12 protein-coding genes are annotated in these 11,465 nt (G+C 56.7%); 6 read left to right on the forward strand and 6 right to left on the reverse strand.

What is annotated here, in order from left to right:
- Positions 1-40 precede the first annotated feature (40 nt).
- Positions 41-487, reverse strand: coding sequence for a hypothetical protein (locus tag PQU98_RS04910; RefSeq protein WP_272743767.1), 447 nt, complete (start codon positions 485-487; stop codon positions 41-43).
- A 313-nt stretch (positions 488-800) separates the two neighbouring features.
- Between PQU98_RS04910 and PQU98_RS04915 the strand changes: the two genes are divergently transcribed.
- From PQU98_RS04915 to PQU98_RS04925, 3 genes are read left to right on the forward strand one after another with little or no spacing between them, the layout of a single operon-like run.
- Positions 801-2,261 (forward strand): UbiA family prenyltransferase, encoded by a 1,461-nt coding sequence (locus PQU98_RS04915; protein ID WP_272743768.1) that lies wholly within the window; start codon positions 801-803, stop codon positions 2,259-2,261.
- A gap of 15 nt (positions 2,262-2,276) precedes the next feature.
- Positions 2,277-3,728 carry a hypothetical protein gene (locus PQU98_RS04920; RefSeq protein WP_272743769.1) on the forward strand — a complete coding sequence of 484 codons (1,452 nt, stop codon included), beginning with the start codon at positions 2,277-2,279 and terminating at the stop codon, positions 3,726-3,728.
- A 19-nt stretch (positions 3,729-3,747) separates the two neighbouring features.
- Positions 3,748-4,125 carry a DMT family transporter gene (locus PQU98_RS04925; protein WP_272743770.1) on the forward strand — a complete coding sequence of 126 codons (378 nt, stop codon included), beginning with the start codon at positions 3,748-3,750 and terminating at the stop codon, positions 4,123-4,125.
- On the opposite strand, the gene PQU98_RS04930 is transcribed toward PQU98_RS04925, so the two are convergent.
- Both PQU98_RS04930 and PQU98_RS04935 read right to left on the reverse strand, forming a co-directional pair.
- Positions 4,122-4,814 (reverse strand): P-loop NTPase family protein, encoded by a 693-nt coding sequence (locus tag PQU98_RS04930; protein WP_272743771.1) that lies wholly within the window; start codon positions 4,812-4,814, stop codon positions 4,122-4,124. The two genes, PQU98_RS04925 and PQU98_RS04930, sit on opposite strands and share 4 nt — an antisense overlap.
- A gap of 136 nt (positions 4,815-4,950) precedes the next feature.
- Positions 4,951-6,477 carry a GumC family protein gene (locus PQU98_RS04935; RefSeq protein ID WP_272743772.1) on the reverse strand — a complete coding sequence of 509 codons (1,527 nt, stop codon included), beginning with the start codon at positions 6,475-6,477 and terminating at the stop codon, positions 4,951-4,953.
- 158 nt (positions 6,478-6,635) lie between these two features.
- On the opposite strand from PQU98_RS04935, the gene PQU98_RS04940 reads away from it, so the two are divergent.
- Positions 6,636-7,364, forward strand: a complete 729-nt coding sequence (locus PQU98_RS04940; protein ID WP_272743773.1) for a polysaccharide biosynthesis/export family protein — start codon at positions 6,636-6,638, stop codon at positions 7,362-7,364.
- A 48-nt stretch (positions 7,365-7,412) separates the two neighbouring features.
- Here PQU98_RS04940 and PQU98_RS04945 read toward each other — a convergent pair whose 3' ends face one another.
- A complete protein-coding gene (locus PQU98_RS04945; protein ID WP_267526214.1) occupies positions 7,413-7,679 on the reverse strand; it encodes a sel1 repeat family protein in 267 nt (88 codons plus the stop codon).
- Positions 7,680-8,207: 528 nt separating this feature from the next.
- On the opposite strand from PQU98_RS04945, the gene PQU98_RS04950 reads away from it, so the two are divergent.
- The gene (locus tag PQU98_RS04950) at positions 8,208-9,080 is read left to right on the forward strand and encodes an RcnB family protein (RefSeq protein ID WP_272743774.1); all 873 of its coding nucleotides are present in this window, start codon (positions 8,208-8,210) and stop codon (positions 9,078-9,080) included.
- A gap of 228 nt (positions 9,081-9,308) precedes the next feature.
- A complete protein-coding gene (locus PQU98_RS04955) occupies positions 9,309-9,695 on the forward strand; it encodes a hypothetical protein (RefSeq protein ID WP_272743775.1) in 387 nt (128 codons plus the stop codon).
- A 43-nt stretch (positions 9,696-9,738) separates the two neighbouring features.
- On the opposite strand, the gene gatB is transcribed toward PQU98_RS04955, so the two are convergent.
- Positions 9,739-11,244, reverse strand: coding sequence for an Asp-tRNA(Asn)/Glu-tRNA(Gln) amidotransferase subunit GatB (gene gatB, locus PQU98_RS04960; RefSeq protein ID WP_272743776.1), 1,506 nt, complete (start codon positions 11,242-11,244; stop codon positions 9,739-9,741).
- A gap of 76 nt (positions 11,245-11,320) precedes the next feature.
- Positions 11,321-11,452, reverse strand: coding sequence for a hypothetical protein (locus PQU98_RS04965; RefSeq protein ID WP_229807620.1), 132 nt, complete (start codon positions 11,450-11,452; stop codon positions 11,321-11,323).
- Positions 11,453-11,465: the final 13 nt, after the last annotated feature.

The following is an 11,465-nucleotide window of genomic DNA, read 5'->3' on the forward strand; positions in this document are numbered from 1 at the left end:
GGCTCCTTTGAATTCCAAGGCTTCCTGCTAACCGATCCGGCTACCCGCGGCAATAGCCTTCGCCGGTCATGACGATCAGGCAGTTGCTCTTATCGGCCAGCCATTTCATGCCGGTGTCTGCGCCACTGCCTGCACGGATGATGTGTTCCACGCCATCGCGGGTGAAAGCCAGCCCCCCCTGCTGAAATGCCGCCGGAAAGGTGCGCACGCCGTCAAGATTCTGGATCGCGACTTCAAAGGCCCCGTTCAAGGGTTTGATCTCCAGCCATGTACCTTCGGGGCCCGTCCATCGCCCTGCCCAGTTTTTTGGCCAATCGGGTACAGACGGCATTGCCGCCGTCGCGGATGCGGGCATCTCAGCACCGACAGGCGGTAATTCCGGCGGATTTTGCGGTGGCTCCGGCGCGCGTGAGCAGGCGCTGACCGCCACACAGAGTCCCACAATGACCGGAGCCATGTGCGCGCGTATAAGGGGTAATTGAGTCATGAAAGTCTCGTCCTTAAGTGCATAGCCTTGCCGACCATTCCCACTTCAGTGTAACATAATGCTACCGCCGGGATATGTTTTTTGAGGTCTCTCGCATGGCGGATTTTTTGCAACGGCGAAGATCATGGTCGATATGTGCGCTTTAAAACGGCACATCAGATAACGCGGGTCTTTGTGGCGCACACGCTACAGTATCAGTGTATCAAGGCCAGCGGCCAATTTAAGGTTGCTGATGGCCCGCTTTAAAACTAACTTGCCTATGGCGCAGTGCACAAATTTTTATTGATTATTTATGTGCAAAAGGGGTTATTTTATGAAATTCGATGCGCTTAAAGACATTTCCGCCGTGGTTCAGTCCCCGCCTCTGGTGGTCGATCTGGACGGCACCCTGGTCAAATCCGACCTGTTGATCGAGTCCGCCTTCGCCGCGCTCGGCAATAATCCCGCGTCATTATTTGGGATGCTGGGGGCTTACTTACGCGGCAAACCAGCGCTGAAATCCTATATTGCCGAACGCACGGATATCGATATCGCCCACCTGCCCTATGACGCCGAAGTGCTGGCCCTGATCCAGCAGGCGCGCAATAACGGCCGCGAAGTCTATCTGGCCTCGGCCACCCACAAGAAATATGTCGAAGCGGTCGCCAACCATCTGGGCATATTTACCGGCTGGTTTGCGTCTGATGAGACGATCAATCTGTCGGGTGCGAAAAAAGCCGCCCGTCTGGTCGCCGAGTTTGGTGAAAAGGGCTTCGACTATATCGGCAACGACGCCATCGACCTCAAGGTCTGGCCGCAGGCGCGCGAATGTATCGCCGTTAATGCGCCGGGTGCCGTGCGCGCAAAGCTTAAAAAACTTGAGCCCAACGCCGTCGTCCTCAAGACCCTGCCCAAGCAGGGCAAGGCCTGGATCAAGCTGCTGCGCGTCCACCAGTGGGCCAAAAACGGCCTTGTGATGGTGCCTGTTCTGACCTCGCAAAGCTTTAGCGTCACGTCGATCACTCAGGCGGTTGCCGCCTTTTTTGCCTTTTCTCTGGCGGCATCCTCGATCTATATTATCAATGATCTGGTTGATATTGACGCCGATCGTCAGCACCCGTCGAAAAAGCGCCGCCCTCTGGCCGCCGGCACGGTGCCGATCCTGCCAGCCATGATCGCCGCCCCTATATTACTGGTGGCATCTCTGGCCGGCGCGTTTCTGGTCAATCCGCTGTTTCTGGCAGTCCTCACCGGATATCTGGTGCTGACCACGCTCTATACCTTTAGCCTTAAGCGTAAACTGCTGGTCGATGTCATTGCTTTGGCCGGACTTTACACCATCCGCGTCGTCGGCGGCGCCGCCGCCATTTCAGTTGTCGTCTCCGAATGGCTGCTGGCCTTTTCAGTGTTCGTCTTTACGGCGCTTGCGCTCATTAAGCGCTATACCGAACTGACCGTGCGCTTTGATCAGGATCTGCCCGACCCGACCAACCGCAACTACCGTAAGGCCGATCTGCCGATCGTGGCGACACTGGCTGCGGCAGCCGGCTTTAACGCCGTCACTGTGTTTGCGCTCTATGTGTCCGATGACAAGATCAGCCAGCTTTATGCCAACCCGCAGCTTCTGTGGCTGATCTGCCCGCTGCTGCTGTACTGGCTGGGGCGCTGCCTGATGCTGGCCCACCGCCGCGACATGAATGATGACCCGATCGTGTTTGCCCTGAAAGACCGCAACAGCCTGCTGACCGTGGCCGCCTGCGGGGTGGTCATGCTGGCCGCCATGATCAGGTTCTGAAGGTTTTAAATTCAGATGTTTTCAGCCTTTTCAAATATTTATAGCAAATATTACGACAAATATGTCGAACCGCACCCCGTCAACAAACTATGGGATCGGCTCGACCGTAAGGTCGCGGGTAACGCCACAACCCTGACCCGCGCCGATATCATTTTATGCGCCGTCATGGGCATCATTGGCATCGTGGTCTCGCTGTGGGCCTTTGCCCAGACCGAGCGCGTGCCGGGTATCAACACCTATATGAGCATCTTCCTGCAATCGGATGTCGGGCGGGTCGCGGAAAATCTGGTCACCCCGTCGGGCAACCATTCGCGCACCGCTGTGCATCCGATTTCGTCCATTTTGCTGACCCCAATCGGTTATGTGCTGACCGCGCTTGGTCTGTCTCCCATCGCCGCCGCCAAGGCCATGACGGTTGCCATCTGCGGGGCCAATGTCGCGCTGTTTGCCGCCACCGTGCGTCTTTTGGGCCTGCCAAGATATGCGATGGCGCTATTTACCGCCCTGTTTATGGCCAGTGCCTGCTTCCTGTTCTGGGGCTCAGTGATCGAGCTGTTCCCGTTTGCGGGCTTCACGATCATCCTTAGCCTTTTTCTGCTGGCCTATACCCGCCCGCTCAAAGCCGTGTGGTGGGTCGTGCTGAATATACTGACGCTGGGGATCACCACCACCAACTGGACCGCAGGTCTGATCGCCACGGCCGCGCGCCACCGCCTGAAATCGTTTTTTGCCATCGCCACTATCGCTTTGGGGGCCGTCGGCGTGCTGTCGATCATCCAGAACCCGTTGTTTGAAAAGGCCGCCTACTTCTTCAACCCTATCCCGCTGATGCGCGAAACCAATTACACCCAGCCGTCGATGCAGGCCAAGGGTGACTACGAAACCGGCTGGAACCCGATTACCAATCTGCGCAGCATGTATATCACCACCGTCATTGGTATGCCCGATGAGGTTCAGCAGCAGAACACCATCGAACTGGTCACCAGCAACCAGACGTCCGGCTTCCCCAAAGGTGAGTTTTCGCCGGTGATCGCCACCGCCGCCTGGGTGGTTCTGTTTGGCTTAGGGGTCTGGGGCGCTATCAGCCACCGGCCTTTGCGCACCGTGGCCATCGGGGTCGGCGCTATGCTGGCGTTTCAGACCCTGCTCCATTCAGTCTATGGCGAAGTCACCTTCCTCTATAGCTGGCACTTTATGCCCATGATCCTGCTGGTCGCCGCGTTCTCATGGTTCAGCCGTTATCGCTGGGTGGCCGTGGGGCTTGCGGTCACCGTCATCATTTTTGGCGGCATCAACAATATTAACCGCCTGCAATCGACCATCGATACCGCTGGCTGTCTGGCGCAACTGGACTCGGTTAAGACCTATCAGTCCTGGGATCTGATCAAGACCGAACCCTCGCGTGATACCGCCAAGACCTATCCGCCCCTGCCCACCGCCGACATCGAACGTTGCCGCGCGCTTTGATAAACCTGAAAGATCCTCTGTGAACCTGCAACTTGTCGCCCCCATCCTGCTGAGTGTCGCCCTGTCGTCCGGCTCCCAGATCATCCTGAAAAAAGGCATGGTCGCCCCGGCCATGCAGGCCAGCCTGCAAAGCGGTAATATGCTGGCGATTGCGCTGGCGATTATAACGTCACCGCTGGTGATCGGGGGCCTGTTCTGCTTTGGCCTCAGCGCTATTGTGTGGCTGTTTGTGCTCTCTAAGGTGCCGCTGTCGTCGGCCTACCCGTTCGTAGCACTCGGCATTGTCGTCACGGTGGCGGCGGGCATGACGATATTTGGGGAAACCATCACCGTCACCAAAAGCATCGGCGTTGGGTTTGTGGTCTTAGGGATACTGTGTGTCGCGGCACAAGCCTAAGCCCGTTTCACTTCACGGGCGCGGTTATAGACCATACCCGCAAACTGTCCGCCCGCAGCCTCGATGTCGGCCTTAAGCGCCAGCCGTGCCGACAGGTCGCCATCCGGTTCTGACACCACCATCACCACCGCGTCCATCAGTGGTGCCAATTTCAGCGCCGCATCAGATCGCGTAACCGATGGCACATCGACAATAATGGTCTGGGCGTGCTGGCGCAGGGCCTGCCAGTAGGTCGTCTGTGGGAACAGTTTGGCGGTTTGCCCGCGTGCCAGATTTTGCTCACGAAAGCGCGTCACCCACAGCTTGCCGTCAAAGAACGGCCGCGCCACCAGAAACTTGGCATCCGCCACCATATGGCCGTCACGGTCACGGGCGGGAGGGGTAATGGTAAAAAACGCCGACCCATCAGGCGTCGCCGCACACAAAGGCCCCGCCGGACCAAAGCGCTTGGGCTCTGTCCCCATCGCCACCAACTGGCTTTGCGCCTTTAAATCCGCGTCCACCAACCAGACCGGGCGTTTGGCAAAGGCGGCTTCGGTGCGGGCAAATTCACGCGCCACGGTCGATACGCCTTCGCCGTCATAGGCCGACACAAACAGGATCGCGCGGCCCATCGTGGCGGATGGCTTACCCATCGCCCGATTAAGGCCCTGCATCAGTTCCGCCATTTCACGCGTCAGATCAACCATAGAAAAGCGCCATCAGGTCTATCTCCTCCCCATAAAATGGGGAGGAGATGATGTTAAAAACTCTTCGCCATCACAGCACAAAGCGCGAATCGCATAACCGCCATCCTAGGGACTTTTGAAGCGGTAAGAAACGCCCTTACGCCTTTTTCGCCCCCGCCGTGGTCAGCACCGGCAGATCCAGCATCCGTGAGGCCGAGCGCGCACTAACAAAGCCTTTACGGCTATAGGCCATAGCCAGACCCGCACACAGGGCGGTGAAGGCGGCAAACAGGAATGACCCGATCAGCACCAGTTTTTTCAGGCTCTTACCCGTCAACGGCGGCTCAGCGCGGTCAACCACCCGCACGGTTTCTTCGGACACCTTGGCAATTTCAGCGGCGGCTTCGGTATCCTGAATCCGGTTGGTGAAGGCGCGGATATTGGTTTGCAGGGCCTCACGCTCAGCCGACAGGCTATTATATTCGCCCTCAAGCCCCATCAGGCTCTGCATCTTGGTATTGACGTGATCGACCTGGGCCTTCAGTTGCGCCCGCCGGCCGCTCAAGGACGCCAGTTCGGCTTCCAGTCGCAGCTTTTCGGTCAGCAAATCCTGATAGATCGGATTAACCCCCAACCGGTGCTCACGCTCACCCAGCCCACGGCCGGACGCCATCATCTGTTCATACTGAGCGATCTGGGCTTCGATATCCTTGACCGGCGGGGCTGATGGCTGATAGCGCGCCAGCAGGTCCTCGCGCTGGGCCTTGAGCGCCAGAAGCTTTGACGGAATGGACAGATCCAGATCGCGCGACAGGCTGATTTCCGGCGCCAGTCTTTGCACACGGGCATTGAGCGCGCTCAGGCGGGCATTACCCTCGGCGATGCGTGAATCCGCATCATAAAGCTGGCCCAGCACAGTCTCGTGCAACTTGGCATAGGTGGCCTTGGCGGCCTGAAAATCACCGACGCCGTTTTGGGTCAGGAAGTTCTCGAACGCCACATCGGCGCTGTGCAGCCTACGGTCAAAGGCATTTTTCTGCTCAGTCAGCACCGGCGCCGTCACATCCGAAAACACCTGCTGGCGATAGCTGACATATTCGTCGATCATGGTATTGAGGATCAGGGCCGCACTATTGGGGTTGTCGTGTTTGAAGCTTAAGCGCACCACATTGATCTGCGGCGTCGTGCCGGTCTCAAACCCACCGTAAAGTATTTTCATGGCCTTTTTGTCGGCTTCAAGCTTATCGGCCTCGTTGCGCGGCACCCAGTCACGCGGCAGGTCAGGAATGATCGCGCCGTAGCCTAATTTGTCGATCACCCGACGTTTCAGGCCGTTGGAATTGAGGATTTCGACTTCGGACTGCACCACTTCGTCAATGGTGGCGATGGTGCCGCGCGACGGATCGCCGGTGCGCGGGACGTAAGCATAGTCCTCCCCGACCTTCATCAAAAGCGAAGCACCGGCGGTATAGGTCTGGTTCATACGCAGGGCGACAAACACGCCGGCCCCGAAGATGATCGCAAAGATGACCAGCATCAGCCAGATTTCGCGTCGCAGCAGGGCGAAAATATCGCTGACATCATATTGCATAAAGGCATGGGACTGGATTTTGGATACACGGCGGGCATCGACGGTTTTGGCCGTCTGCGTGCGCCCTGCCCTGTTACCTGTATCTGCCACCATTTGCCTGTTCTTAGCTCAACCCGGCGACTCAAAAAGTGGTCGCATTTTAGGCTTTGGGTGAAGTTTGGCGGCAAGCCATTAACCAAACCTTACCTATTTCTAAAGATTGTTAACGTCTGTGAATTTTCGATTCATTTTAGTTTCTTTGGGCAATCTCAATGCTTTCACGGCGGTACATTCTCAAAGGCGCAGTAGCCCTGCTGACCGTGACACCGGCCCTGACGGCCTGCGCCACCGGCCCGGCCAGCAATCGCACGCAAACGCAAAGCTTAGCCGAACCTATCGCCTTTTCCGCCTGGCTGGATACCGATGCCGGTTATGCGTTTTATCCGACCGATAAGCTGGATATTCAGGTGCCGTCCGCGCCGGAACTTAACCGTCAGGCCGTGGTGGGGCAGGATGGCCGCATTTCTCTGCCTATGGCGGGTCAGGTCATGGCCGCTCACAAATCCGTGCCGCAGCTAGAGGCCGATATCGCCCGCGCCTATGCGCCCTACCTTCGCAACCCTGCGGTCAATGTGTTGCCGACCGATACGCCGATGCGGGTGATCGTGGGTGGAGAAGTCAAGAATGGCGGCTGGATTGATATGTCAGGCGATATGGATGCCCTTCAGGCGGTGATGGCTGCCGGTGGCTTTACGCCCGCCGCCCGCCGCAAAGAAGTGGTTATCATCCGCCGCGGCCCCAGCGGGCAAGCCATGCGCCGGGTTATCAATCTGCAGAACGTCATCGACGGCAGAAGCGGCGAACTGTTTGCCATCCGCCGCAACGACATTATCTTTGTGCCGCGCTCCAATATTGCCGAAGCCGGTGTGTGGGTGCAGCAGCACGTCAACGACCTGATCCCGTCCGGCATCATGACCTATCTGCTGTACAACAGTAACTAACGCGCCCCAACCGCACTATGCGGTTTTGGGGCATATGTTTGCGATAGCCTAAGCCACCAGACCGATACGGCCCTGATCCAGCCACTGACGGGCGCAGCGCTGAGCTTCGGCCACATCTTCGCGTTCCATTTCCTTGGACAGTTCCCGGCGATAGACGCTGGCCTCTAAGCTGCCGCGCATGGCCGCCAGATTAAACATCATGTGTGCCGATACCAGATCAACCGGCGCGCCGCCGGAACCGGTGGAATACATCATGCCCAGACGCATCAGGTCGTCAGACCCCATATCCGGGGTCGGCAGAGGCAGCGGAGCCATTTCATTAGCCGCGATAGTCATTTGAACTTAAACCGCGCATTTTGCGCGTTCCCTTGCTGTTGATAAGTTGAGTTTTTCATCAGCAAGTGAAATTAAGGTTAATGGCGCATTTTTGATGAAATATTTTATGTAAAAACAAAGTTAATTTTAATACATTCATTTACAATTAAATACATAATCATTAAAAATTGCAAAATTTTAAAATATAGAATTAGAATTATTTGTAAATATACCAGAAATTATCGTTAATAATTTATATTAAGCTTGTTAACACATCTCAATACACACTGGAATTCGCAATACACCAAAGTAACCATCGCCGCTACCCCGAAGGTTTCATCCGCGATTCAGCTTGTGCGCGCGAAAAATAATACTGACGAAACCGTTCAGCTTCCGTTCAGCCACGCCCTGCCATAGTGGGCGCAATCCGGAAAAATATTTCCGCAGAACTGGTTTTAAAAGGCCCGAACCCGCAATCGCGCTGACACGGCTCCCTTTTTGACCCCGCATTGAGTGAGGACTTTTGTTATGAAGACCCGCAAAACCGCCGCCGCGTTTGCCTTCCTGATGGGGGTAGGCTTTGCCGTTGATGCGCTGGCCGGCTCTGCCATCGGCCCGTCCGAGCGCCAGCAACAGGAAGTGCGCCGCAACCAAAACCGTCAGGCGCCTGCCGTAACGGTGGCTCAACGCGACGATCGACCACAGCGTCAGGAAAATCGTGGCCCGCAAGGCCGTTCTGAGAACCGCCAAGAAAATCGTCAGGAAAACCGCGGTCAACGTACTGAAAACCGCCAGGCAGAGCATCCACGGATGCAGCAGGTGCAACGCCAGGATAATCGTCAGGATAACCGTCAGGACTTCAGGCAGGAGCGCCGCGATGACCGCCAAGACTTCCGTCAGGAACGTCGCGATGATCGCGGAGATTACCGTACCGAACGCCGCGATGACCGCCGGGATTACCGCAACGACCCCACCCCCAGCCGCCCGGACTATCGTCAGGATCGTCGGGACGACCGGCAAGACTACCGCGCTGATCGCCGCGACGACCGCCGGGATTACGCGCGCCAGCAACAGTGGACCCGCAACCACAACTGGTCGAGCTATCGCCGCCCGACCTATCGCAATGATCGCGACTGGCGCGACTATCAGGGTGCGCGGCGCGGCTATTATTACGCGCCGGGCTATGGCTACTACCGCCCGCCCGCCCAGTATTATGGCCACCGCTGGAACCGCGGTCAGCGTTTGCCGAGCTATTACTACAGCTACCGGGTCTATGATCCGTACTATTACGATCTGCCCGCCGCCCCTTATGGCTATGAATATGTCTATAGCGGCAGCGATATCATCCTGGTGGCTTTGACGACCGGCATTATTCTGGATGTGTTCTTCGACATATTCTGATCACCGCATCCTATGGGCAGGTCATGGCCCTAAACTTGAGGCTCCCGCAAATTGCGGGGGCTTTTCTTTTGTCCAAATGGCAATTTTATATATGCGTTTTGTGTATTCTCAGACTGGTTTTTACAAACTCATAAATATCCACTTCGTAACAAATCGATATTTTACAGCACTTCATTTAAATTACTCACCTTAGGCATCCGTAATATTTGCAATCAAAGGAGAATATCTATGAATGCTCGCAACCTTATGATTACCGCCGCTATGTTCGGTGCGCTTACCGCCCCTTTAGCCATAGCGCAAACCGCTGAGCCGACCACCGCTCAGGACAATGCCACTCAGAACGAAGGCACCGCCGCCCTGAACGCTCAGGCCAAGGCCACCGCTATGGCCACCGTCGCCGCCGGCCCAACCGGCACGGTCGCCCCCGAAGCGACCGAAGGCTCAGTCCCTGCCAGCACCGCCACCAGCGTTCCGGCGCCCGACACGATGAGCCCTGAAGTGCCTGATCAAAACATGAGCGATCCAACCGCCGCTCCGGCCCCAACGCCTCTGCCTGCAGAGCCTGAAGCGCAACAGCCCATGCCGACCGAACCCAAGACTGATGGCGGCATGTAGCAATAAAAAACCTCCCCGCAACGGGGAGGTTTTTTATTATGGCTTACAGCCCCAGCTTGGCTTTCAATATCTCATTGACCGCAGCGGGATTGGCCTTGCCGCCGGTGGCCTTCATGACCTGACCGACGAACCAGCCGATGGCCTGCGGTTTGGTGGCGACCTCTGCCGCCTTGTCCGGGTTGGCGGCGATGATATCATCGACGGCCTTCTCGATCGCGCCGGTATCGGTGACCTGCTTCAGGCCGTGGGTTTCCACGATCTCAGCCGGGGTAACCGCGCCCTTACCGTCCCACATATGCTCAAACACGGTCTTGGCGATCTTGCTTGAGATGACATTGGTTTCGATCAGTTCAACGAGGCCTGCAATGTGTGCGGGCGGCAACGGACTGTCGGTAATCTCATGGCCATCTTTCGACAGACGCGCCAGAAGTTCATTGGTGACCCAGTTGGCGACCAGCTTGGCGTCACGGCCCTTAGCCGCCGCTTCGAAATAGTCGGCGCGCGCCTGCTCGGTAATCAGCACGGTCGCATCATAGACACTCAGGCCGTACTGGCTGACCAGCCGTTGACGCTTATCGTCCGGCAGTTCGGGTAGAGACTTTTTGATGTCTTCGATCCAGGCCAGCTCCAGCTCTAACGGCAGCAGGTCGGGATCAGGGAAGTAGCGGTAATCATGCGCTTCTTCCTTGGAACGCAAAGACCGCGTCTCAACCTTGACCGCATCGAACAGACGGGTTTCCTGATCGACCTTGCCACCGTCTTCGATGATTTCGATCTGACGGCGGGCTTCATATTCAATCGCCTGCTGCATGAAGCGGAAGGAGTTGACGTTCTTGATCTCACAGCGCGTACCCAGCACCTTGAAATCGCCCGTCTCACGGAAGCGTTCATAATCGCCCGGACGGCACACCGACACGTTGACATCGGCGCGCATATTGCCCTTTTCCATGTCGCCGTCGGACGTGCCGAGGTACACAAGGATGGTGCGGATCTTTTTAAAGTAAGCCACCGCCTCCTCGGCCGAGCGGATGTCGGGCTTTGAGACGATTTCCATCAAAGCTGTACCTGCCCGATTCAGGTCGACATAGGTGTTGTTCGGATCAAGGTCGTGGATCGACTTGCCCGCGTCCTGTTCCAGATGCAGACGCTCGATGCGCACCGTCTTTTGTGAGCCATCGCCCAGATCAATCAGCACTTCGCCCTCACCCACAATGGGGAAGAACAACTGCGAAATCTGATAGCCCTGCGGCAGGTCAGGATAGAAATAGTTCTTACGGTCAAAGCGCGAATGGGCATTGATCTGCGCCTTGAGACCCAGACCGGTCTTCACCGCCTGCTCAACGCAATACTTATTGAGCACCGGCAACATGCCCGGAAAACCGGCGTCCACCAGCGAGACCTGTTCGTTCGGCCCGGCGCCAAAGCCTACGGCGGCACCCGAAAACAGCTTTGAGTTTGAGGCAACCTGCGCATGGATTTCAAGCCCGATGACAAGTTCCCACGGACCTGTGCGGCCCTGGATAGTTTTGGTGTTGGATTCTGTGCTCATCCAAACTCTATAGCCGAAACCAAATCCCAAGGCCAAGCCGGTTTGTTAAAAATTACACCGGCATTTATGCGAGAGCTTAGTCTTTTTTGATGTTCAGCAAAGTCGCCTGCTGGCCCTTGCTGAAGCCTGCGGATACCGTCTCGACCTTGACCTTGGCGGCCTTCGGTTTACGGACTTCCTTGTTGCTCTTTTTTTGTCCCTTGGCCATCGTCGTCTCCTGT

It is taken from the genome of Asticcacaulis machinosus, assembly GCF_028550435.1.
Taxonomy (GTDB): Bacteria; Pseudomonadota; Alphaproteobacteria; order Caulobacterales; family Caulobacteraceae; genus Asticcacaulis; species Asticcacaulis machinosus.

Excerpts from the sequence above, each read along its gene's own strand:
- PQU98_RS04910 (WP_272743767.1), bottom strand. The coding sequence starts at position 487 with ATGACTCAATTACCCCTTATACGCGCGCACATGGCTCCGGTCATTGTG.
- PQU98_RS04915 (WP_272743768.1), top strand. The coding sequence starts at position 801 with ATGAAATTCGATGCGCTTAAAGACATTTCCGCCGTGGTTCAGTCCCCG.
- PQU98_RS04920 (WP_272743769.1), top strand. The coding sequence starts at position 2,277 with ATGTTTTCAGCCTTTTCAAATATTTATAGCAAATATTACGACAAATAT.
- PQU98_RS04930 (WP_272743771.1), bottom strand. The coding sequence starts at position 4,814 with ATGGTTGATCTGACGCGTGAAATGGCGGAACTGATGCAGGGCCTTAAT.
- PQU98_RS04935 (WP_272743772.1), bottom strand. The coding sequence starts at position 6,477 with ATGGTGGCAGATACAGGTAACAGGGCAGGGCGCACGCAGACGGCCAAA.
- PQU98_RS04940 (WP_272743773.1), top strand. The coding sequence starts at position 6,636 with ATGCTTTCACGGCGGTACATTCTCAAAGGCGCAGTAGCCCTGCTGACC.
- PQU98_RS04945 (WP_267526214.1), bottom strand. The coding sequence starts at position 7,679 with ATGGCTCCGCTGCCTCTGCCGACCCCGGATATGGGGTCTGACGACCTG.
- PQU98_RS04950 (WP_272743774.1), top strand. The coding sequence starts at position 8,208 with ATGAAGACCCGCAAAACCGCCGCCGCGTTTGCCTTCCTGATGGGGGTA.
- PQU98_RS04955 (WP_272743775.1), top strand. The coding sequence starts at position 9,309 with ATGAATGCTCGCAACCTTATGATTACCGCCGCTATGTTCGGTGCGCTT.
- gatB (WP_272743776.1), bottom strand. The coding sequence starts at position 11,244 with ATGAGCACAGAATCCAACACCAAAACTATCCAGGGCCGCACAGGTCCG.
- PQU98_RS04965 (WP_229807620.1), bottom strand. The coding sequence starts at position 11,452 with ATGGCCAAGGGACAAAAAAAGAGCAACAAGGAAGTCCGTAAACCGAAG.